Genomic DNA, 22404 nt, shown 5'->3' with positions numbered 1-22404 from the left:
ACTGTGAAAAACGGAAAGTCCTGGCTGCCCGCGCACATCCTCGCCTGGGCGTACGCGGCCCTGCTCGTCGTGCCCCTCTACTATCTGCTCGCCTCCGCCTTCAAGACGAACGAGCAGATCTTCGCAAGCCCCTTCTCCCTGCCCACCTCGCTGTCCTTCGGCAACTTCGGCACGGCTTTCGAGAGCGCCGACCTGGGGCTCGCGGTCGTCAACTCGGCGCTGGTGACGGTCTTTTCGCTCGCGCTGACGCTGGCCCTCGCGATTCCGGCGGCGTTCGCGATCGCCCGCGCGACGGGCCCGCTCGGCGCCTTCGTGGAGAAGGTCTTCTCGCTCGGCTTCCTCATCCCGACGTTCGCCGCGCTCTTCCCCACGTTCCTGCTGGCGGCGGCGACCGGTCTGTTCCACACCCGCATGTTCATGGTGCTCTTCCTGCCGGCCACCGCGATGCCGCTGTCCGTCGTGATCCTGGTGCAGTTCATGCGGACTATCCCCAGGGAGATGGAGGAGGCGGCGCGGATGGACGGCGCGTCGACGTTCGCGGTCCTCCGGCACGTCTATACGCCGATGTGTCTGCCCGGCATCGCGACGGTGCTGCTCCTGAACTTCCTGACGTTCTGGAACGAGTACCTGTACTCGCTCGTCATCATCGGCCCCGACCCCTCCCAGCGCACCGTGCAGGTCGCCCTGCCCACGCTGAAGTCCCTGACGGGCACGGATTACGGGGTGCTGACCGCCGGTACGGTACTGACTCTCGTACCGGTATGGGCCGTCTACACCGTGTTGCAGAAGCGGATGCAGCAGGCCCTCGTCAGTGGGGCGGTGAAGATGTGAACGGGTCGATCACGTCGGGCAGGGACAGCGGCGGACGTCCGACGATCAAGGCCGTCGCCGCGGCGGCCGGGGTCTCCACGGCCGCCGTCTCGCAGGCCTTCAACGCCAAGGGCCGCATCTCCGGGGCCACCCGGCGCCGCATCCTGGACGCCGCCGCAGAGCTGGGCTGGTCACCCAGCGCCACGGCCACGGCGCTGCGCAGCGCGCGGACCCGCACGCTCGCCCTCGTCGTGCGCCGTCCCACCGACGTGCTCGGCGCCGACCCGCACTTCAGCGAGCTGATCACCGGCCTTGAGGGTGAACTGGCGCCGCGCGGCTACGGCTTGCTGCTCCACCTGGTCACGGACGTGGCCGAGGAGAGCGCGCTGTACGAACGTCTGGCCGCCGAGGGCCGCGTCGACGGCGCCGTCCTGACCGACGCCCGCGCCGACGATCCGCGACCGCCGCTCCTGCGCGGCCTGGGGCTGCCCGCCGTGCTGCTCGGCGCGCCCCACCCGGACGCGCCCGTGCCCACGGTGGGCCTGGGCAACCAGGGCGCCGGCATACACGAGGCCGTCGACCACCTCATGGACCTCGGCCACCGGCGCGTGGCCTATGTGTCGGGGCCCGGCGAACTGCTGCACACCGGGCTGCGCCGGTCGGTCTTCGAAGAGACCCTGCTGCTCAAGGGACTTGAGCCCGCCGCCGTCCTGAGCACCGACTTCTCCGAGGCGGCGGCGGTCGCCGCGACGGAGGAACTCCTCGGCATGGCGCAGCGCCCGACCGCCGTCATGTACGCCAATGACTCCATGGCGGTGTGCGGCATCGGCGCGGCTCAACGCGCCGGCCTTCGCGTCCCGGACGACCTGTCCGTCGTCGGCTACGACAACCTCCCGATGGGCCGCTGGCTGCACCCGCGCCTGACGACCGTCGACCAGCAGGTGCAACGGGTCGGCGCCGCCGCCGCGCGGGCGCTGCTCGCGCAGTGCGGCGAGGACGTGCCACCCGTGTCGCTCGACGACCGGCCACGCCTGGTCGTCCGCGAGTCGACGGGCCCCGCCCACTGACCGCCGCGCCAGATCACCTCTCCACCCCCGTACGGAAAGACCTGAGTACCACCATGCGACGCCACAGCGCCCAGCTCACCCACGACTCCGCCGTCCTGCCCTGGATCGGCGCCAACTTCTGGTCCCGTACCGGCGGCCCACTGATGTGGCGGAACTACGACCCGAAGACGATCCGCGAGGAACTCTCCGTGCTGCGTGAGCACGGCCTGACGATGACCCGCTCGTTCTTCTACTGGCCGGACTTCCACCCCGAACCGCACCGGATCGACGAGGAGTTGTGCGACCGTTTCCGCGACTTCCTCGACGCGCACACCGAGTCGGGGATGGGCACGGTGCCCACCTTCATCGTCGGGCACATGTCCGGCGAGAACTGGGACCCGGCGTGGCGCGGGGACCGCGACCTGTACGAGGACGTGTGGCTGGTCGGCCGCCAGGCGTGGTTCGTGTCGCAGATGACGCGCCGCTTCAAGGACCATCCGGCCGTCACCGGCTGGCTCATCACCAACGAGATGCCGGGCTACGGCCGCGTCTACCAGGTCGACCCGCCGTCGAGCGATGTCGTCACCGCCTGGGCCCAGTTCATGTGTGACGCGGTGCGCGCGGCGGGCGGCACCCAGCCGGTGTCGCTCGGCGACGGCGCCTGGGGCATCGAGGTCACGGGCCGCGACAACGGCTTCTCGCTGCGGGACACCGCCGAGTACGTCGACTTCGTGGGCCCGCACGTCTACCGCTCCGACACGGACCGCGTACGTCAGCACTACCGCGCCGCGTTCGAGTGCGAACTGGCCGGAGTCACCGAACAGCCGGTGATCCTGGAGGAGTTCGGCCTCTCCACGGACACCGTGTCGGCCGAGAACGCGGGCATCTACTACCGCCAGACGCTCCACAACTCCCTCCTCGGCGGCGCGACCGGCTGGATGGCCTGGAACAACACCGACTACGACGACCTGTGGGACCAGTCGCCGTACGACCACCACCCCTTCGAGATGCACTTCGGCATCACGGACAGCACGGGCGCCCCCAAGGCACCTCTGCACGAACTCGCCGCGTTCTCCGCCGTGTTGAAGCAGGTCGACTTCGCCCGCTGCCGCCGCACTGACGCGGACGCGGCGCTCGTCGTGCCCGCGTTCCTGGAGCGCGGCTACCCCTACAGCCGCCCCGCCGACCGTCCGCTGATCTTCACGTCCCTGCACCAGGGGTACGTCGCCGCGCGCGGGGCCGACCTCCCGGTGGGCCTGATGCGCGAGGCGGACGGGCTCCCCGGAGAGGCGGCGCTGTATCTCCTGCCGTCCACACGGCAGTTGACCACCCGCACGCGGCGCGAGCTCGAGCGGCGGGCCCGCGAGGGCGCCACCGTGTACCTGTCGTTCTGCTCCGGCGAGCACCCCGGGACGCGCGGTCCGTGGTTCGACGATCTGGACGGCCTCTTCGGGGTCGAGCTCCAGCTCACCTACGGGGTGGCCGAACCCATCGAGGACGAAGTCCTCGAGATGACCTTCACCGAGGAGTTCGGGGACATCGCGGCGGGCGAGACCCTGCGCTTCCCGGTCGCGGGCAACGAGGACAGCCGCGCCTATCTGCCGGTCGTCCCGACCGGGGCGCGCGTCGTCGCGAAGGACGCGCACGGCCGTCCGGCGCTCCTTGTCCACGAGACAGGCCGGGGCCGCACGGTCCTCGCCACCTACCCCCTGGAGCACATGGCCGCGCGCACGGCCCGCGTCAACCCCGAGCAGACGCACCGGCTGTACGCGGCCCTGGCCGAACTCGCGGGCGCCGAGCGTCCGGTCACCGTCGACAGCGCTTACATATCGGCGGACGCCCTGGTGCACGAGGACGGGCGGCGCTTCGTGTGGCTGGTCAGCCAGTCGGACGAGGAGCTGACGGCGCGTCCCGCGGTGGACGGTTCGCTGCACGACCTGGAGACGGGCGAGGCGGTGGAGGAGGTGCGGCTCGCCCCGTTCGGCGTGCGCGTCCTCGAACAGCGATGAGCGGGCCGCCGTACCGGGACCCGGCAGCCCCGGTCGCCGACCGGGTGCGCGACCTGCTCTCGCGGATGACGCTCACCGAGAAGGTGGGCCAGGTCAACCAGCGGATGTACGGCTGGGACGCCTACGAGCGCACGGCCGAGGGACACCGCCTGACGGACGCCTTCCGCGCCGAGGTCGCCGCGTTCGACGGGATGGGCGCCCTGTACGGCCTTCAGCGCGCCGACCCGTGGTCGGGAGTGACGTTCGCGGACGGCATCACCGCGGCGGACGCGGCGCGGGTGGCCGACTCGGTGCAGCGGCACATCATGTCCAGCACCCGGCTCGGCATCCCCGTCCTCCTCGTCGAGGAGGTCCCGCACGGCCATCAGGCCCTGGACGGCACGGTCCTGCCGGTGAATCTCGCGGTGGGCGCGACCTGGGACCCGGAGCTGTACGAGGCCGCGGCGGCGGGCGCGGCGGCCGAGCTGCGTGCCCGGGGCGGCCATGTCGCCCTCGTCTCCGCGCTCGACCTGGTCAGGGACCCACGCTGGGGCCGCGCGGAGGAGTGCTTCGGCGAGGACCCGTATCTCGCGGCGCGCTTCACGGAGGCGCTGGTGCGCGGCATGCAGGGTGACGGCACCTCGTACGCCCCGGACCGGGCGGCGGTCGTGCTCAAGCACTTCGCCGGGCAGGGCGCGACGGTCGGCGGCCGCAACAGCGCGGCCACGGAGCTCGGCCCGCGCGAACTGCACGAGATCCATCTGGTCGCGGCGCGGGCGGGGGTACGCGCCGGGGCTGCCGGTGTCATGGCCGCGTACAACGAGTTCGACGGCCTGCCCTGCGCGGCCAACCGCGAGCTGCTCACCGGCCTGCTGCGCGAGCGCTGGGGGTTCACCGGTCTGGTCATGGCCGACGGGTGCGCGCTCGACCGTCTCGTGCGCCTGGCCGGTGACCCGGTCGCCGCGGGCGCGCTCGCCCTGGACGCGGGCACCGACCTGAGCCTGTGGGACGGCTGCTTCCCGCGGCTCGCGGATGCGGTGCGGCGGGGCCTGGTCTCCGAGGACGCCCTGGACGCGGCGGTCGCCCGCGTCCTGACGTTGAAGTTCCGGCTGGGCCTCTTCGAGCGGCCCTACGTCGGCGGAAAGACCCGTGAGAGCCCGCACGCCCTGGAGGAGCTGAGCGAGCGCCTGGCCCGCGAGTCCGTCGTCCTGCTCGGCCATGACGGGGCGACCCTGCCCCTGGCGGCCCCTCCCCGTATCGCCGTCATCGGCCCGAACGCCGACGCGCTCCCCCAGCAGCTCGGCGACTACACCGCGCCGCAACGCCCCGGCACCGGCCTGACCGTCCTCGACGGCATCAGGGCGGTGGCGCCGCCGGGGGTCGACGTGACGTACGCGCGGGGCTGTGAGCTGGTCGGCGACGATCACTCCGGGGTCGCGGAAGCGGTGGCGCTCGCCGCGGGCGCGGACACGGCCGTGCTCGTGCTCGGCGGGTCAAGCGCACGGGAGGCCGACACGCGCTTCGACAGCAACGGGGCGGCCGTCATCAGCTCGGGCGCCCCCGTGGGCATGACGTGCGGCGAAGGGGTCGACCTCGCCGAACTGGGGCTGCCGGGCGGCCAGTCGGCGCTGCTCGACGCCGTGGCCGCCACCGGCACGCCCGTCGTCGTGGTCCTCGTCCAGGGGCGGCCCCATGCCGTGCCGGAGCTGTCCGGGCGGGCCCGTGCCGTGCTCTGCGCCTGGTATCCGGGACCGTGGGGAGGGCGGGCGGTGGCCGACGTGCTCTTCGGGCGCGCGGAGCCCGTGGGGCGGCTTCCGCTCTCCGTACCGCGCTCGGCCGCCCAGCTGCCGGTGTTCTACAACGCCAAGGATCACGGATACCGGGGCTACGTCGACCAGCCCGCCAGCGCGCTGCACGCCTTCGGCCACGGGCTCTCGTACACGAGAGTCGAGTACGGGGAGCCCCGGCTCTCGCGCACCCGGGCCCCGGTCACCGATCCGGCGCTCACCTGCACCGTCGCCGTGACGAACACGGGCGCGCGACCCGTGCGGGAGACCGTGCAGCTCTATGTGCGCCGCCTTTCGGGGTCCTGCTCCTGGCCGCGTCTCCGCGAGCTGCGCGGCTTCGCCCGCGTGGACCTGGCCCCCGGCGAACGGGCCGAGGTCGCCTTCGTCGTCGAGGCCGATACCCTTTCCTCGCTGGACCGCGCCCTGGAGTCCGTCGTGGAGCCCGGCGAGCTCCTGCTGGAAACCGGGCCTTCGTCCGACCGCACGAGCGGCGCCCTTCTGACGCTGACACCCCCATGAGCGCCACGTCCGAATCCCGCCAGCCGCGCGCTCCCGCACCCCGCAGACTGGGGAACGTCACCGGGGACAGGTCACCGGGGTAAGAGGGAGCATCTGGATGAACAAGGTCATGGCCAAGGCCGTCTACACGACCGTCGAGAGCCCGCTGGGCGAGCTGCTGCTGGTCGGCGAGGAGTCGGCCACCGCGCACGGCGGCACCGCGCTGGCCTCCCTGTCCCTGCCGGGGCAGAAGGGCGGCGCCGTCGTCCAGGACGGGTGGGTGCGCGACGACGAGGCCTTCGCCGTGATCGCCGGGCAGCTGCGCGCGTACTTCGACGGGACGCTGACGCGTTTCGACATCCAGTACGCGAGCGGCACCGGCACCGACTTCCAGCGGCGGGTCTGGCAGGCCCTCGACACGCTCCCCTACGGCACGACCACCACGTACGGGAAGCTCGCCGAACAGCTCGGCCTCTCGCGTGTGGCGGTCCGCGCCCTGGGCACGGCGATCGGGCGCAACCCGCTGCTCGTCGTCCGCCCTTGCCACCGGGTCATCGGCGCCGACGGCTCACTGACCGGGTACGCGGGCGGCCTGGAAGCCAAGCGGCGGCTCCTGGACCTGGAGTCGGCGCACTAGCGTCCCCGGTGGCCGAGGCGCTCCGAGAGGTCGCCCGCGCCCTTGGCCGCCAGCTCGGCCAGTTCCTCTTCACGCTGCTCGCTCCAGCGGATCATCGGCACGGAGATGGAGAGCGCCGCGACGACGTGGCCCGCGCTGTCACGGACCGGGGCGGCCACGCAGCTGACGTCCGGGTTCGACTCGCGGTGTTCGGCCGCGACACCGCGCTCCCGGATGTCGGCGAGCGCGGCGAGCAGCGCGTCCGGCTCCGTGATGCTGTTCTGCGTCATCGCCACCAACTCCCGCCCCGCGAGCCGGGATTCGAGCTCCGTCTGGGGCAGTGAGGCGAGCAGCATCTTGCCGACCGACGTGCAGTGGGCGGGCAGTTTGCGGCCCGCGGCGGAGACCATGCGCACGGCGTGCGTGGAGTCCACCTTGGCGATGTAGATGACGTCCGTGTCCTCGAGGACCGCCACATGGACCGTCTCGTCGCAGGTCTCGGCGACCTCGCGGGCCACCTGCTGCCCTTCCGCGGCGAGGTCGAGCTGTTCCGCGTACCGGCTGCCGAGCTGGTAGGCGCGTACGCCGAGGCGGTAGCGGCCTGTCTGGTCCGGTATCTGGACAAGGTACGAGCGGGCGGCGAGGGTGGTGAGCAGTTCGTGCACGGTGGTCCGCGGCAGCCGGAGCCTGCGGGTGACCTCGGGGGCGGACAGCGTCCCGTCGCCCTCCAGGAACAGTTCCAGTATGTCCAGCGCCCTGGTCACCGCGGGAACGAGTCGTCCCATGGTCGGCCTCCCACCCCGTGCGGCCGAAATCGCGTCCGCGTCAGGCTTGCAGATGCGTCCGAAACTTCGGTCAACGATCGATATGACGAACACAGGCTAGACACAGCGACGTTCGGCGCGCAACGGCCCGAGGGGCGCCGGTCGGCCCAAGACCGTTTCGCGCGACCCATTGACACCCTGCCGCCTGCGTGAATACGGTCACGCCAACATTTCGAACGTGTGACGAAATACCGAACAACCAAGGGGCAACTGCCTTGCGTATTACGGGAATCAGCACGCACGTGGTGGGAACGCCGTGGCGCAATCTCACCTACGTCCAGGTCCACACCGACGAAGGGCTCACCGGCGTCGGCGAGACCCGCATGCTCGGCCACACCGACGCACTGCTCGGCTACCTCCACGAGGCAGCGGCCAATCACATCGTGGGGTCCGACCCGTTCGCGGTCGAGGACCTCGTGCGGCGGATGAAGTACGGCGACTACGGCCGGGCCGGCGAGATCGTCATGTCGGGCATCGCCTGTGTGGAGATGGCCTGCTGGGACATCAAGGGCAAGGCCCTCGGCGTGCCGGTCTGGCAGCTTCTGGGCGGAAAGGTCACCGACAAGGTCAAGGCCTACGCCAACGGCTGGTACACCACCGAGCGCACTCCGGAGGCCTACCACAAGGCCGCCCAGGCCGTGATGGAGCGCGGCTACCGCGCCCTGAAGATCGACCCGTTCGGGACCGGGCACTTCGAGCTCGACCAGGCGGGCACGTCGTACGCGGTCTCGCTGATCGAGGCGGTGCGGGACGCGATCGGCCCGGACGCCGAGCTGATGCTGGAGATGCACGGCCGGTTCAGCCCGTCCACCGCCGTGCGCCTCGCGCGGGAGCTGGCGCCGTTCAAGCCGGCCTGGCTCGAGGAGCCGGTGCCGCCGGAGAACCTCAAGGCCCTCGAGAAGGTCGCCGCCAAGGTGGACATGCCGATCGCCACCGGCGAGCGCATCCACGACCGGATCGAGTTCCGCGAGCTTTTCGAGTCGCAGGTCGCCGACATCATCCAGCCGGACGTCGGCCACATCGGCGGCATCCTGGAGGCCCGCAAGCTGGCCGCGACCGCGGAGACGCACTACACGCTGGTCGCGCCGCACAACGTCGGCGGCTCGGTGCTGACGGCGGCCTCGCTCCAAGTCGCCGCCTGCACACCCAACTTCAAGATCCTGGAGCACTTCAACGACTTCGCGGACGCGGAGATCAAGAAGGTCGTCAAGGGCGCTCCCCAGGTGGTCGACGGCTACTTCGAGGTGTCGCACGCACCGGGCCTCGGCGTGGAGCTCGACACGGACGCGGCGGCCGAGTTCCCGCAGCAGCAGGCGCGGTTCGACCTGTGGGCCGAGGGCTGGGAGAAGCGCGCCCCCAAGGCGGCCGGCACGTGAGCGGCGACTCACGCGCGATCGTCGTCGACCGGCCGGGCGCGCACCGGCTCACGGCCGGGGCGCGCCCCGAGCCGGGGCGCGGTGAGGTCCTGGTCCGGGTGGCGGCGGCGGGCATCTGCATGAGCGACCGCGAGGTGTACGACGGTCACCGGGACCCCGCCTACGTGCGCTATCCGGTGATCCCCGGGCACGAGTGGTCCGGCACCGTCGAGGCCACCGGCGAGGGCGTCGACCCGGCGCTCACCGGGCAGAAGACCGTCGCCGAGGGGTTCAGGGCCTGCGGCACCTGCGAGCGCTGCCGCGAGGGCGAGACGAGCCTGTGCGGCGGCGGGTACGCGGAGACCGGCTTCACCGAGCCCGGCGCCTTCGCCGACCATGTCGTCGTACCCGCCAGGCTCTTGCACCTCCTGCCCGCGGACGCGGACCTGGCCGCCGCGGCCCTGCTCGAACCCGCCGCGGTGATCGCGGGCGCGGTGCGGACGGGGCGGCCGAGGCCCGGCGAGCGGATCGCGGTGGTCGGTGCGGGCACCCTCGGGATGCTGGCGGTGCAGCTCCTCGCCGCGTCGTCGCCCGGTGGGCTGGTCGTGATCGACCCGCGGGCCGAGCGCGGCCGCCAGGCGCTGGGCTTCGGGGCGAGCGAGAGCCTGACGCCCGCCGAGGCGGAGGGATACCACGGCCGTTTCGACCTCGTGGTGGAGACCGCGGGGGCGCCGGGCACGGCCGCCTCCTCGTGTCTGCTCGCGCGCAGGGGCGGCCGGGTCGTGCTGACCGGCATGTTCACGCCCGGCGCGGCCGGCATCGATCCGGTGCATCTCTCGCTGAGTCAGCTGGAGGTGCGCAGCGTCTTCGGCGCGCCGTCCCGCGCCTGGTCGGACGCGGTCCGCGCGTTCGGGCTCGGACTGCTCGACCCGGCGCCGCTCATCACGCACGAGTTCCCGCTGGAGCAGTTCGGCGAGGCGGTGGCGTTGGTCGGCGGCGGCGACCCGAAGACCGGGAAGGTGCTGCTGCGCCCCTGAGACGTGCCTGAGACGTACCCATCGAACCGACCAACGTACGAAATATCGAACACAGCAGAGTTCACCACAGAGTTCACAGTGAAGATCACAGCAGAATTCACCGCGTATGGGAGTCCCGTGACCAGCCCGTCAGCACCCCGCCGCCCCGGCGTCGACGCCCTCGCCCGCATCGGGCACCCCGTACCCGCCGTCGATCCGGCGGACGCGTCCCCGCACGCATTCCCCGACGGTGGCACCTGGCGCACCGAGATCCCCTCCGTCGAGGGCCCCGAGGCGCTGGCCGTCGTCCTCAAGGAGAGCTCACGGCTCGACGTGCCGGTCCACCGGATCAGCCAGGGCAGTGGCATCTGGATGCTCTCCGACGTCGAGATCACCGAGATGGTGGAGGCCTGCGCCGAGCGGGACATCGAGCTGTGCCTGTTCACCGGGCCGCGCGGCACCTGGGACACCGGTGCCGCCACCCGCACCGACTCCGGTGGCGCGGGGCTCCGCTCGCGCGGCCATGACGCGCTCGCCGGATGCGTCGAAGACGCCGTGCGGGCCACCGAGCTGGGCGTGAAGTGCCTGCTCGTCGCCGACGAGGGCGTGCTGTGGACGCTGCACCGGCTGCGGGTGGCCGGTGTGCTCCCCGCCGACACCACGTTCAAGGTGTCGGCCCTGATCGGCCCGGTCAACCCGGCCTCGTACGCGGTCTACGAGCGGCTCGGCGCGGACTCGCTCAACGTCCCCTCCGACCTCACGCTGGACCACTTCACCGAGATCCGCCGGGCCAGCCGCGCCCCGATGGACCTGTATGTCGAGGCGCCCGACGACCTCGGCGGCTACGTCCGGATGTACGAGGCGGCCGAGCTGATCCGGCGCGGCGCCCCGCTCTACCTCAAGTTCGGCCTGAGCAAGTCACCCGGCATCTACCCCTACGGTGCCCACCTGCGCGACCGCACCCTGGACACCGCCCGCGAGCGGGTCCGACGTGGCCGTCTCGCCCTCGACCTGCTCGCCCGGCACGGCGCGGACGGCGGCATGTCTCCGCTCGGCTCACGCCTGCCCGGCGAGCTCCAGCGCTTCCCCGTCCCGGAAGGGGACTGATCCAATGAGAACCCGCATATCCCGCATGCGGCTCACCGCCGCGGTGGCCACCGTCGTGCTCCTCGGCTCACTGACCGCCTGCGGTCAGGAGGCCAAGGGCGGCAGCCGCTACCAGCCGGACGAGGGCAAGGGCAGCACCATCGGCCTCGCGATGCCCACCAAGTCCTCCGAGCGGTGGATAGCCGACGGCAACAACATGGCAGAGCAGTTCCAGAAGGCCGGATACAAGACCGATCTGCAGTACGGCGACGACAAGGTCGAGAACCAGATCGCCCAGCTGGAGAACATGATCACCAAGGGGCGCAGTCTCCTGGTGGTCGCCGCCATCGACGGCTCCGCGCTCACCGAGGTCCTCCAGCGCGCGGCCGACGCGAACATCCCCGTGATCTCGTACGACCGCCTCATCCTCGGCACCGAGAACGTCGACTACTACGCGTCGTTCGACAACGAGCGCGTCGGCCGCCTGGAAGCCCAGTACATCGTCGACAAGCTGAAGCTGGGCAAGCCCGAGAAGGGCGGCGACACGAAGAACATCGAGCTGTTCGCGGGCTCACCGGACGACAACAACACCAAGTACTTCTGGAACGGCGCCATGAAGGTGCTGGAGCCGTACTTCAAGAGCGGCCAGCTCACCGTCCGCAGCAAGCAGACGAAGATGAACCAGGCCACCACGCTGCGCTGGGACGGCGGCACCGCGCAGAAGCGCATGGACGACCTGATCAGCAAGAACTACGGCTCCGCGAAGGTCGACGCGGTCCTCTCGCCGTACGACGGCATCTCGATCGGCATCATCTCCGCGCTCAAGAGCGCGGGATACGGCTCCAAGAGCCAGCCCCTGCCGGTCATCACCGGGCAGGACGCGGAGCTCGCGTCGGTGAAGTCCATCATCCGCGGCGAGCAGACGCAGACGGTGTTCAAGGACACCCGCAAGCTGGCCAAGCAGACGGTCGCCATGGGTGACGCGGTCCTGAACGACAAGAAGCCCGAGGTCAACAACACCAAGGACTACAACAACGGCAAGAAGACCGTGCCGTCCTACCTTCTCGACCCGGTCAGCATCGACAAGTCCAACACCCAACTCCTCGTCGACGAGGGCTACTTCAAGGCCGGTCAGCTCTCATGAGCGGGCCCGTACTGGAGATGCGCGGCATCACCAAGACGTTCCCCGGCGTCAAGGCGCTCTCCGACGTGAACCTGACCGTGGGCCCCGGGGAGATCCACGCGATCTGCGGCGAGAACGGCGCGGGCAAGTCGACGCTGATGAAGGTCCTCAGCGGCGTCCACGAGCACGGCAGTTACGACGGCGAGATCCACTTCGAGGGCCGGCAGATGGCCTTCAAGGACATCCGCGCCAGCGAGAAGCACGGCATCGTGATCATCCATCAGGAGCTGGCGCTCGTCCCGTATCTGTCCATCGCCGAGAACATCTTCCTCGGCAACGAGCAGAGCACCCGGGGCTTCATCGACTGGAACGACACCCTGCGCAGGGCCAGCGCGCTGCTCAAGCGAGTCGGCCTGAAGGAGAAGCCGCAGACCCCGGTGGCCGACATCGGCGTGGGCAAGCAGCAGCTGGTCGAGATCGCCAAGGCCCTGTCGAAGGAGGTGAAGCTGCTCATCCTCGATGAGCCGACGGCCGCCCTGAACGACGAGGACAGCGCCAAACTTCTCGACCTCATCCTGGAACTGCGCGACCAGGGCATCGCCTGCATCATCATCTCGCACAAGCTCAACGAGATCAGGACCATCGCCGACTCGGTGACGATCCTGCGCGACGGGCAGACCATCGAGACCCTGACGGTGCGTGAGACTCCGTCCTCGGACCCGCAGTTGTCCGAGGACCGCATCATCCGCGGCATGGTCGGCCGCGACCTCGACCACCGCTTCCCCGACCGCACGCCCTACGACGGCGAGGACGCCGGAACGCTCGCCCTGTCCGTCGAGGGCTGGACGGTGCGGCATCCGGTCGACCACCACCGCAAGGTCGTCGACGACGTGTCGCTCACCGTGCGGCGCGGCGAGATCGTCGGCATCGCGGGCCTGATGGGCGCGGGCCGCACCGAGCTCGCGATGTCCGTCTTCGGGCGTTCCTACGGCCAGTACGTGACCGGCACGGTGACCGTCGGCGGGCGCGAGGTCCTGACGAAGAACGTGCCCTCCGCGGTCGACGCGGGGATCGCGTACGTCACCGAGGACCGCAAGCAGTACGGCCTCAACCTCATCGACAACATCAACCGCAACATCTCCCTGGCCTCGCTCTCCGGCATGCGACGCAAGGACGGCTTCGTCGACGAGCACAAGGAACGCTCGGTCTCCGAGCGCTACCGCAAGTCGATGAACATCAAGGCCCCCACCGTCTTCGAACAGGTGGGGCGGCTCTCGGGCGGCAATCAGCAGAAGGTCGTCCTGAGCAAGTGGATCCACGCCGACCCCGAGGTACTGATCCTCGACGAGCCGACGCGCGGCATCGACATCGGCGCGAAGTACGAGATCTACACCGTCATCGACAAGCTGGCGGCCTCGGGCAAGGCGGTGCTGTTCATCTCCTCCGAACTGTCCGAGCTGCTCGGGATGTGCGACCGGATCTACACGATGGCCGAGGGCCGGCTGACCGGTGAGGTCGACCGCGCGGACGCCACCCAGGAACTCCTGATGCGCCACATGACCAAGAACAGAAGCTGAGGCAGCCGCCATGACCACCACGACCACACCACCACGTGACGCGTCGTCCACGCCGTCCGCGAAGGAGTCCACGGGTGCTCTGCTGCTGCAGAGCGTGCGCTCCAACATGCGCCAGTACGGCATGCTCGTCGCCCTGGCCTTCATCGTCATCCTGTTCCAGATCTGGACCGACGGCACGCTGCTCCTGCCGAACAACGTGTCCAACCTGATCCAGCAGAACGGCTACATCCTCATCCTGGCCATCGGCATGATGATCGTCATCATCGCCGGTCACATCGACCTGTCCGTCGGCTCCCTGGTCGCCTTCGTCGGCGCCATGTCGGCGGTGATGATGGTCAAGCACGACATGCCCTGGGTGCTCGCCCTCGTCCTCTCGCTCCTCATCGGCGCCGTCGCGGGAGCGTGGCAGGGCTTCTTCATCGCCTACGTCGGCATCCCGTCGTTCATCGTGACCCTGGCCGGGATGCTGCTCTTCCGCGGTCTCACGCAGATCGTCCTGGAGGGCCAGTCGCTCTCGCCGTTCCCCGAGGGCTTCCAGAACATCGCCAAGGGCTTCATCCCCGAGATGGGCCCGTACACCCAGTACCACAACCCGACGCTGGTGCTCGGCTTCGTGACGGTCGCGTTCCTGCTGTTCCGCGAGTGGCGCAGCCGCAAGCAGCAGTTGGCCTACGACCTCGACGTGATGCCGACGGGCCTGTGGGTGACCAAGCTGGTGGCGATCTCCGCCGCCGTCATCGCCTTCACGCTGACCCTCGCGAGCTTCCACGGCGTACCCGTGGTCCTGCTCATCATGTGCGGTCTGCTCATCACCCTCGGCTATGTGATGCGCAACGCGGTCGTCGGCCGGCACGTCTACGCCCTCGGCGGCAACAAGGCGGCGGCGAAGCTCTCCGGCGTCAAGGACAAGCGCGTCACCTTCCTGATCTTCGTGAACATGGGCGTGCTCGCCGCGCTCGCGGGCTGTGTGTACGCGGCGCGCCTGAACGCGGGCACCCCGCAGGCGGGCCTGAACTTCGAACTCGAGGCCATCGCGGCGGCGTTCATCGGCGGTGCGTCGATGAGCGGCGGCGTCGGCACGGTGATGGGCGCCGTGATCGGCGGCCTGGTGCTCGGCGTCCTCAACAACGGCATGTCCCTGGTGAACATCGGCACCGACTACCAGCAGGTCATCAAGGGCCTGGTGCTGCTGGCCGCGGTCGGGTTCGACGTCTGGAACAAGCGCAAGGTCGGTCGCTAGTCCTCTCCCCAACTCCCCTGTCTGGAGCCGCACATGGAAACGAGCAGACGCACCGTTCTGGCATCGGCCGCCGCCGTCGGCCTCACCGCCGCCGTCGCCGGCACCTCGTACGCGACACCGGGTTCCGGCCGCACGCCCACCAAGGAGCTCTTCGGCACGCTGGCCGACGGCACCAAGGTGTACCGCTGGTCCCTGGCCAACGGCGGCACCCGCATGAAGGTGCTCTCGTACGGCGGCATCGTGCAGTCCCTCGAACTCCCGGACCGCCGCGGCCGGTACACCAATGTGTCCCTCGGCTACGACACCATCGAGGCGTACGTCGCCGGGACCACCTTCTTCGGCGCGCTCATCGGCCGCTACGGCAACCGCATCGCCAAGGGCCGCTTCACCCTGGACGGCAAGACCCACCAGCTCTCCGTGAACGACGGCGAGAACAGCCTGCACGGCGGGGCCAAGGGCTTCGACACGCGGGTGTGGGACGTCGAGCCGTTCAAGGACTCCTCCGGCGTCGGTCTGCGCATGCACTACACGAGCGTCGACGGCGAGATGGGTTACCCCGGAACGCTGCGGGTGACCGTGACGTACACGCTCGACGCGCGCGGCGACTGGCGCATCGACTACGCGGCGACCACGGACAAGGCCACCGTGGTGAACCTGACCAACCACACGTACTACAACCTCGCGGGCGAGGGCAGCGGTGACGTCATGGGCCATGAACTGGCCCTGGCCGCCTCCCGGTTCACGCCCACCGACGCCGGACTCATCCCGACGGGCGAGCTGGCGAAGGTGGCGGGCACGCCCTTCGACTTCCGGCGCGCGAAGAAGATCGGCGAGGACATCCGCGTCGCCCACCCGCAGTTGGTGACCGCCAAGGGATTCGACCACAACTGGGTCCTGGACAAGGGCATCACCAAGCGCCCCGAACACTTCGCGACGCTGCGGGACCCGGAGTCGGGGCGCACCCTGAAGATCGCCACGACCGAGCCCGGCGTGCAGTTCTACTCCGGGAACTTCCTGGACGGCACCCTCACCGGGCCTTCGGGGCGCACCTACCGGCAGGGTGACGGCATGTGCCTGGAGACCCAGCACTTCCCGGACTCCCCCAACCAGCCGAAGTTCCCCTCGACGGTGCTGCGCCCCGGCCAGACCTACCGGTCGAGCACGGTGCACAGCTTCTCGGCACGCTGAGCCGGAACGGCGATGCGGCACGGCCCGGTGGGGCCGTGCCGCATCGCCGTGTCCGCTACTTGTAGCTGATGTCCGCGGACGTGAACTTGCAGTGCTTGCCGTCGGGGCCGGTGCCCGTCTTGGTCGGTTCGGCGCCGGTGTTGTTGCCGGTGAAGCGGTCGCAGGTGGCGATCTTCTTGCCGCTGTCGCCGTGGATGCGGATGTTGCGCAGGGCGGCCGTGTCACCGTAGTTGGTGTTGATGCCGACGATCGACTTGCCGGGGGCGGTGATGTCGACGTCGTTCACGATGATGTTCCGCTGGTGCTGCTTGGAGCAGTTGCCGCAGGCCCGCACCAGCTTGCCGAAGTCGGAGACCTGGAACTTGGTGACGACCAGCTTGCCCGCGCCGTTGAACTGGAAGACCTTGTCGTCGGCCTTCTTCGCGCCACCGCCGTAGACGGTGTACGTCGAGCCCGCCGACGTCCCCTTGAAGGTGGCCGCGTCCTCGCCGATGTCCTCCCACCACACGTTCTGCAGCGTGCAGCTGCCCGCGCAGTGCACGCCGTCCGCGGCCGGGGAGCCGAGGATGACGTTCTTGAGGGTCGCGCCGTCCTTCAGCTTGAAGACCGGGTCCTGGCCCTCGTCCTGGCCGTCACCGCCCAGGGCACCGGTGCCGTAGTGGCGCTTGAGACCGCCGTCGTAGGTGCCGGAGACCTCGATGGTCTTGGAGGTCGGCTTCTGGCCCTTGGCCTCGGGCCAGGCGGACGCCGCCCCCGCCGTCGACATCATGGTCGTGGTGAGGAGGGCGGCGCCGGTCATGCCGAGCGCGGCGATGCCGCCGACGACGGCACGGCGCTTGGTGAGACCTCGGCGATGACGGACGCGCTTGTTCGCTCGTGGGGTCATGTTCCCGGTTCATTCCTTCGGTGAGGGTCGGCTTACATGTCCTTGTCGCCGCCGCTTGCCGAAGGGTTGCCGCCCAGGTCCGGCCAATTCGCGGCCGTCCGCACCGTGAAGGGGCGCGCGCTCCCCTCGACGCTGATCTTGACCTCCGCGCCGTCCCGGGCGGCGCGGAAGACGGCCGCGGGGCGGCCCGCCAGGTCCGGCACGGTGATCCGCGTGCCGTCCGCCTCCGGGGTGAGCAGGAGGGTGAGGTCTCGGAGCCAGTCGCCGTCCGCGCGCTGCGTGTCGGCGCCCAGCGGGAGCAGCGCGCCGGGCCGCACATACAGGGGGAGGCTGTCGAAGCCGTGGGTCTCCCGGCGCCAGCCAGGACCGTGGACCGTCTCGCCGGTCAGGAGGTGCGTCCAGGTGCCTTCGGGGACGTAGAACTCGACGTCCCCCTCGGCGGTGAAGACCGGGGCGACCAGGAGGTCGGGGCCCAGCATGTACTGGCGGTCCAGGGTGCGGCACGCGGGGTCGGCCGGGAACTCCAGGAGCATCGGACGCATGACGGGGACGCCCGTGCGGTGGGCCTCGACGGCGGCCGCGTACAGGTACGGCATGAGGCGGTGCTTGAGCCGCGTGAACTTCCGGGCCACCTCCACGGCCTCGTCACCGAACGCCCACGGCACCCGGTAGGAGACGTTGCCGTGCAGCCGGCTGTGGGAGGAGAGCAGTCCGAAGGCGAGCCAGCGTTTGAAGACCGCCGGGTCCGGGGTGCCCTCGAAGCCGCCGATGTCGTGGCTCCAGAAGCCGAAGCCGGACAGTGCGAGGGAGAGGCCGCCGCGCAGCGACTCGGCCATGGCGCCCAGCGAGGCGAAGCAGTCGCCGCCCCAGTGCACGGGGAACTGCTGGCCGCCGGCCGTCGCGGAGCGGGCGAAGAGGACGGCTTCCCCGGGGCCGCGTTCCTTCTCCAGGAGTTCGAAGACGGTGCTGTTGTAGAGCTGCGCGTAGTAGTTGTGCATGCGCGCGGGGTCTGAGCCGTCGTGCCAGACGACGTCGGTGGGGACGCGTTCGCCGAAGTCCGTCTTGAAGCAGTCGACGCCCTGGTCGAGCAGGTTGCGCAGGTGGCCCGAGTACCACTCGCGGGCGGCCGGGTTCGTGAAGTCCACGAGGGCCATGCCGGGCTGCCAGAGGTCCCACTGCCAGATGTCGCCGTTCGGCCGTCTCACGAGGTATCCCCGGTCGGCGGCCTCGGCGAAGAGCGCTGACCTCTGCGCGATGTACGGGTTGATCCACACGCTGACCTTCAGGCCGCGCTCGCGGAGCCTGCGCAGCATGCCCTCGGGGTCGGGGAACACCTCGGGGTCCCAGCGGAAGTCGGTCCACTGGTACTCGCGCATCCAGAAGCAGTCGAAGTGGAAGACACCGAGCGGGATGTCGCGCTCGGCCATGCCGTCGACGAAGGCGGTGACGGTCTCCTCGTCGTAGGGGGTGCAGAAGGAGGTCGTCAGCCACAGCCCGAACGACCAGGCGGGCGGCAGCGCGGGGCGGCCGGTCAGCGCGGTGTAGCGGCGCAGGACGTCCTTCGGGGTGGGTCCGGCGATGACGAAGTACTCGATCGACTGGTCCTCGACACTGAACTGCACCTGCCCGACGGACTCCGAGCCGATCTCGTACGAGACCTTGCCGGGATGGTTGACGAAGACGCCGTAGCCGCGCGAGGAGAGGTGGAAGGGGATGTTCTTGTAGGCCTGCTCGCTGCTGGTGCCGCCGTCGGCCTGCCAGATGTCGACGTTCTGGCCGTTCTTGACGTACGGGGTGAAGCGTTCGCCGAGGCCGTAGATGTACTCCCCTACTCCCAGCGCGAGTTGGCCGATCATGTGGTGGCTGCCGTCGGGCGCCGTGGCGAAGCCGGTGCCCCTGCGCTCGACGGCCGTCAGCCGCTGCCGGTCGGCGTCGAGGAATTCGAGGCCCCAGGGCTTGTCGCTGTCGAGGCGTACGGTGAGCGGTCCGCTGGTGAGTTCGACGACCGCGCCCTCGCGTCGTACGAGCCCCACGCCCTCGGTGGCGTTCAGGCCGAACTCCGGTCCGTGCGCGGCCTTTCCCGCGTGATGGGTGGCCCGTACGCCGATCACGCCCTCGGCGGGCGAGAAGCATTCGACGGTGACGAGCGGCGTGTTGAGGGTGTCGCCGCGCTCGCGGACCCGGTGGACGGCGGCGTACGCGGTGAACCGCCCCTCGCCTTCGCGCACCTCGCGCACGTCGGTCGCGTACGAGGCGCGCACCCCGTCACGCATCAGCCAGAAGCCGTCGGTGAACTTCATGCGGTCTCCCTCGGCCGGGCGGTGGTGGCGGTGAAGGTGAGCCGGGCCAGCCGCAGGGGGCCGCGCAGCCGCACGCGCAGGTCGCGCACTCCGGAGACGGTGAAGCCGGAGATGAGCGTGGCGTAGTCGTAAATGCCGCCGCCGGTCGCGGGGACGGTGACGGTGGTGGCGGTGCTGCCGGAGATGAGGTCGACGGCTCCGGACCCGGCGGCCTCGACCGCCACGCCGCTCACCCCTTCGGCGAAGTCGCAGGCGCGGAAGAGGAGTTCGCCCGTGCCGTCGTCCAGCGGACGGACGGCGTCGCCGGACGTCCTGGCGCGGTCGACGATCTCGGTGCCCTTCTGTTCGTCGTAGCCGGTCGCCGTGAGGCCCGCTCGCCGCACCGGCCGCGCGGCGACCGGCTCACCGTCGATGTCCACGGTGGCGCTGAGCCGGATGTCGGCGCTGGAGGCCCCGGCGAGGATTTCGTACGCGCCGGGAGCCAGGGCCCAGCGGTCGTGCCGCACGTCCCAGAACCCCAGGCCGGAGAGAGGCAGTTGGAACTCCAGACGGCAGGAGGCTCCGGCCGCGAGATGGACGCGGCGGTGCGCGGCGAGCTGCCGGTGCGGCGGGGCGAAGAGCGCGGCGGCCTCCCGGGGAGCCCGGGTGTAGAGCTGGGCGACTTCGTCGGCGTCGCGGGTCCCGGTGTTGGTGAGGGTGAACGCGACGTGCAGCGACTGGCCTTCGCGCTCGGCCACCAGGTCCTCGTACGCGAAGGACGAGTAGCCCAGGCCGTGCCCGAAAGGGTAGAGCGGGGCTCCATCGAAGTAGAGGTAGGTCTGCCGGGAGCCGATGATGTCGTAGTCGAGCAGGTCCGGCAGGTCGGTGTCGGCGGCGTACCAGGTCTGCGGGAGGCGTCCGGCCGGGGACACGTCGCCCGCGAGCACCCGGGCGAGCGCGGTTCCCGCGGCCTGCCCGCCGTGTGCGGTCCACAGCAGTGCGGGCAGCTCGGCGTGGGCGTCGGCGACCGCGTACGGGTAGGCGGAGACCAGGGCGAGCGCGGTGCGGGGGTTGGCGGCACGGGCCGCGCGCCACAGTCGGTCCTGGTGGGGCGGCAGGGCGAGCGTGGTGCGGTCCTCGGTCTCGCGGCCGTTGATGTGGGGGTCGTTCCCGGCGACGACGATCACCGTGTCGGCCTGCGCGGCGGCACGGGCCACGGCGTCCTCGCCGCGTTCCAGGATGTCGACGGTGAAGACCTCCGGCTCGTCGGCAACCTTCACGCCGTCGGCGGCGACAGAGACGTACCCACCCGTCCCCGTGTGTGCGATGAGGTACCCGTCCCCGTGGTCGACCAGCGCGAATGTCTCCTGTACGACCCAGCCGCCGGGTCGGTCCGCCGAGGCGCGCACGAAGCCGTCGTCGGCGACCGAGAGGTAGCGGCCGTCGGGGGCGCGCAGGGTCCACGCGCCGCCTCCCCAGTCGACGAGGGCGAACTCGGTGGGCTCGGGGCCGCAGGTCAGCGGCGGCAGGTCGGTGCGGCCCGCGAGCAGCGCCGGGTCCAGGGCGATCTCGGCGCCTCCGGTCCGCTCGTCCTCCGCGTGGTGCGGCACCTGGAGCCAGCCGGCCGCGCACTTCAGGCGCACCCGGTCGGCGCCTTCGGTGAAGGTGACCCTGTCCGCGCCTTCGGCGCCGAACCGTTCGCGCAGTCCGTCGAGCGGGGTGCTGCGGTGGATCAGGGTGCCGCTGTACCAGTCGGTCTTGCACTCGTCGGCGAGGAGTCCGACGACCGCGATGTGGGCCCCTTCGTCCAGGGGAAGCAGCCCGTCGTTCTTCAGCAGGACGACGGCCTGCTCGGCGGCCTCCTGGGCGAGCGCGCGGTGTCCGGGGGTGTCGAAGGCGTGCGACGCCGGTTCCGCGTACGGCCCTTGACCGGGGTCGAACTCGCCGAGCCGGAAGCGGACGGACAGATGACGGCGGACCGCCGTGTCGATGTCCTCTTGGCTCAACAGGCCCTGGTCCAGGGCTCTTTGTATGCGCCCGGTGATGATGCTCGCGTCGGTGCCGTGGTCGGTGAAGCTGTCCACGCCCGCGACGAGCGCCGCCGCGGTGGCCTCCTCGTGGGTGTCGAAGTACTTCTCGGAGTCCACGAGATTGCTGGGCGCGCCCGCGTCGGAGCAGACCAGCAGGTCCTGGCCGGTCCAGGTGCGCAGGTGCTCGCCGAGGTAGGGCGAGAGATGGTTGGGCCGGCCGTTGACCAGGTTGTACGCGGGCATCACCCCCGCCACGGCGCCTGCCTCGACGGCGGCGCGGAAGGCCCGCAGGTCGTACTCGTGCAGGACACGCGGGCGCACGGACGCCGACGACGTGTCCCTGTGTGTCTCGTTGTTGTGGGCCAGCCAGTGCTTGAGCACGGGGGCGGTGCGCCAGTGGCGCGGATGGTCGCCGCGCAGGCCCCGGGTGTACGCGACGGCGATCGCGGAGGTGAGCCTCGGGTCCTCCGAGTAGCCCTCCTCGTTCCTGCCCCACAGCGGGTGGCGCAGGAGGTTCACGGTGGGCGCCCAGACGTTGAGGCCGACCCGGTCGTCCCGCGCGCGCATGGCGCGGACCTCGGTGGCGACGGCCTCGCCGACGCGGCGCACGAGGCCGTCGTTCCAGGTGGCGCCGAGCCCGACGGCCTGCGGGAAGACGGTGGCGGGGCCCATCCAGGCGACGCCGTGCAGGGCTTCCTGGCCGGTGCGGAACGGGGCGATGCCCAGTCTTTCGACGCCGGGCGTGAACTGGTGCAGGAGCGCGACGCGTTCGTCGGTGGTCAGCCGGGACAGCAGGTCGTCCACGCGCTGGGCCAGGGGCAGTTCAGGGTCACGGAAGGGCGGCGGGCTTTCGGTCACGTGCGGGTCCCCTTGGCGAGCGGTGGGCACGGAGGAGGCAACTCGTTCTCGTACGCGTCGATGCTCTTCGAAGCGCTTCGATGCTGTGCGCAGCTCAAGCCGATGTCAAGGTGGCGGTCGTGCGACATCCGCCGATCCCCTCCAGTCCGGCCCTCACGGGCAACTCCCGTGTGCTTCGGACCAATTCAGGAACGAGT

At 70.5% G+C, this 22404-nt stretch carries 16 protein-coding genes; 12 read left to right on the top strand and 4 right to left on the bottom strand.

Annotated features, from left to right (window positions below):
• Positions 1 to 3: 3 nt before the first annotated feature.
• The 5 genes from ACWFRU_RS24460 to ACWFRU_RS24440 all read left to right on the top strand — a co-directional run bounded on the left by ACWFRU_RS24460 (position 4) and on the right by ACWFRU_RS24440 (position 6766).
• Complete coding sequence (locus tag ACWFRU_RS24460) at positions 4 to 831, top strand: carbohydrate ABC transporter permease (RefSeq protein WP_453690228.1); 828 nt, start codon at positions 4 to 6, stop codon at positions 829 to 831.
• A complete protein-coding gene (locus tag ACWFRU_RS24455; protein WP_453690226.1) occupies positions 828 to 1877 on the top strand; it encodes a LacI family DNA-binding transcriptional regulator in 1050 nt (349 codons plus the stop codon). Before ACWFRU_RS24460 ends, ACWFRU_RS24455 begins: the two co-directional genes overlap by 4 nt.
• Before the next feature lie 53 nt (positions 1878 to 1930).
• Entirely contained in the window at positions 1931 to 3865 is a 1935-nt protein-coding gene (locus tag ACWFRU_RS24450; RefSeq protein ID WP_453690225.1) for a glycoside hydrolase 5 family protein, read from the top strand.
• Positions 3862 to 6150, top strand: coding sequence for a glycoside hydrolase family 3 N-terminal domain-containing protein (locus ACWFRU_RS24445; protein WP_453690223.1), 2289 nt, complete (start codon positions 3862 to 3864; stop codon positions 6148 to 6150). The genes ACWFRU_RS24450 and ACWFRU_RS24445 overlap by 4 nt, the downstream gene beginning before the upstream one ends.
• Before the next feature lie 97 nt (positions 6151 to 6247).
• Positions 6248 to 6766, top strand: coding sequence for a methylated-DNA--[protein]-cysteine S-methyltransferase (locus ACWFRU_RS24440; protein WP_453690221.1), 519 nt, complete (start codon positions 6248 to 6250; stop codon positions 6764 to 6766).
• Here ACWFRU_RS24440 and ACWFRU_RS24435 read toward each other — a convergent pair.
• The gene (locus ACWFRU_RS24435; RefSeq protein WP_453690219.1) at positions 6763 to 7530 is read right to left on the bottom strand and encodes an IclR family transcriptional regulator; all 768 of its coding nucleotides are present in this window, start codon (positions 7528 to 7530) and stop codon (positions 6763 to 6765) included. The genes ACWFRU_RS24440 and ACWFRU_RS24435 overlap by 4 nt on opposite strands.
• 254 nt (positions 7531 to 7784) lie before the next feature.
• On the opposite strand from ACWFRU_RS24435, the gene ACWFRU_RS24430 reads away from it, so the two are divergent.
• From ACWFRU_RS24430 to ACWFRU_RS24400, 7 genes are all read left to right on the top strand, one after another.
• Positions 7785 to 8945, top strand: a complete 1161-nt coding sequence (locus tag ACWFRU_RS24430) for a mandelate racemase/muconate lactonizing enzyme family protein (RefSeq protein WP_453690217.1) — start codon at positions 7785 to 7787, stop codon at positions 8943 to 8945.
• Positions 8942 to 9961: a zinc-dependent alcohol dehydrogenase gene (locus tag ACWFRU_RS24425; protein WP_453690215.1), complete on the top strand. Its 1020-nt coding sequence runs from the start codon at positions 8942 to 8944 to the stop codon at positions 9959 to 9961. The genes ACWFRU_RS24430 and ACWFRU_RS24425 overlap by 4 nt, the downstream gene beginning before the upstream one ends.
• Positions 9962 to 10078: 117 nt before the next feature.
• Positions 10079 to 11047 (top strand): hypothetical protein, encoded by a 969-nt coding sequence (locus tag ACWFRU_RS24420; protein WP_453690213.1) that lies wholly within the window; start codon positions 10079 to 10081, stop codon positions 11045 to 11047.
• A 4-nt stretch (positions 11048 to 11051) separates the two neighbouring features.
• Positions 11052 to 12170 (top strand): multiple monosaccharide ABC transporter substrate-binding protein, encoded by a 1119-nt coding sequence (chvE, locus tag ACWFRU_RS24415; protein ID WP_453690211.1) that lies wholly within the window; start codon positions 11052 to 11054, stop codon positions 12168 to 12170.
• The gene (gene mmsA / locus ACWFRU_RS24410) at positions 12167 to 13726 is read left to right on the top strand and encodes a multiple monosaccharide ABC transporter ATP-binding protein (RefSeq protein ID WP_453690210.1); all 1560 of its coding nucleotides are present in this window, start codon (positions 12167 to 12169) and stop codon (positions 13724 to 13726) included. The genes chvE and mmsA overlap by 4 nt, the downstream gene beginning before the upstream one ends.
• Before the next feature lie 10 nt (positions 13727 to 13736).
• The gene (mmsB, locus tag ACWFRU_RS24405; protein ID WP_363206334.1) at positions 13737 to 14966 is read left to right on the top strand and encodes a multiple monosaccharide ABC transporter permease; all 1230 of its coding nucleotides are present in this window, start codon (positions 13737 to 13739) and stop codon (positions 14964 to 14966) included.
• 33 nt (positions 14967 to 14999) lie between these two features.
• A complete protein-coding gene (locus ACWFRU_RS24400) occupies positions 15000 to 16154 on the top strand; it encodes an aldose epimerase family protein (protein WP_453690208.1) in 1155 nt (384 codons plus the stop codon).
• A gap of 55 nt (positions 16155 to 16209) precedes the next feature.
• Here the strand turns inward: ACWFRU_RS24400 and ACWFRU_RS24395 are convergent, their stop codons facing one another.
• From ACWFRU_RS24395 to ACWFRU_RS24385, 3 genes are read right to left on the bottom strand one after another with little or no spacing between them, the layout of a single operon-like run.
• On the bottom strand, positions 16210 to 17040 hold the full coding sequence (locus ACWFRU_RS24395) for a pectate lyase (protein ID WP_453690206.1): 831 nt from the start codon (positions 17038 to 17040) through the stop codon (positions 16210 to 16212).
• 32 nt (positions 17041 to 17072) lie between these two features.
• Positions 17073 to 19340, bottom strand: a complete 2268-nt coding sequence (yicI, locus tag ACWFRU_RS24390; RefSeq protein ID WP_453690204.1) for an alpha-xylosidase — start codon at positions 19338 to 19340, stop codon at positions 17073 to 17075.
• Entirely contained in the window at positions 19337 to 22207 is a 2871-nt protein-coding gene (locus ACWFRU_RS24385; protein ID WP_453690202.1) for a glycoside hydrolase family 3 C-terminal domain-containing protein, read from the bottom strand. Before ACWFRU_RS24385 ends, yicI begins: the two co-directional genes overlap by 4 nt.
• Positions 22208 to 22404 lie beyond the last annotated feature (197 nt).

Source organism: Streptomyces sp. NPDC055099, assembly GCF_053607685.1.
Note: the sequence above shows the minus strand (reverse complement) of the source record. Positions and strands in the feature narration are given on the sequence as shown.

Coding starts and splice junctions, on each gene's coding strand:
- ACWFRU_RS24450 (WP_453690225.1), top strand. CDS start 1,931: ATGCGACGCCACAGCGCCCAGCTCACCCACGACTCCGCCGTCCTGCCC.
- ACWFRU_RS24445 (WP_453690223.1), top strand. CDS start 3,862: ATGAGCGGGCCGCCGTACCGGGACCCGGCAGCCCCGGTCGCCGACCGG.
- ACWFRU_RS24440 (WP_453690221.1), top strand. CDS start 6,248: ATGAACAAGGTCATGGCCAAGGCCGTCTACACGACCGTCGAGAGCCCG.
- ACWFRU_RS24435 (WP_453690219.1), bottom strand. CDS start 7,530: ATGGGACGACTCGTTCCCGCGGTGACCAGGGCGCTGGACATACTGGAA.
- chvE (WP_453690211.1), top strand. CDS start 11,052: ATGAGAACCCGCATATCCCGCATGCGGCTCACCGCCGCGGTGGCCACC.
- mmsA (WP_453690210.1), top strand. CDS start 12,167: ATGAGCGGGCCCGTACTGGAGATGCGCGGCATCACCAAGACGTTCCCC.
- mmsB (WP_363206334.1), top strand. CDS start 13,737: ATGACCACCACGACCACACCACCACGTGACGCGTCGTCCACGCCGTCC.
- ACWFRU_RS24400 (WP_453690208.1), top strand. CDS start 15,000: ATGGAAACGAGCAGACGCACCGTTCTGGCATCGGCCGCCGCCGTCGGC.
- ACWFRU_RS24395 (WP_453690206.1), bottom strand. CDS start 17,040: ATGACCCCACGAGCGAACAAGCGCGTCCGTCATCGCCGAGGTCTCACC.
- yicI (WP_453690204.1), bottom strand. CDS start 19,340: ATGAAGTTCACCGACGGCTTCTGGCTGATGCGTGACGGGGTGCGCGCC.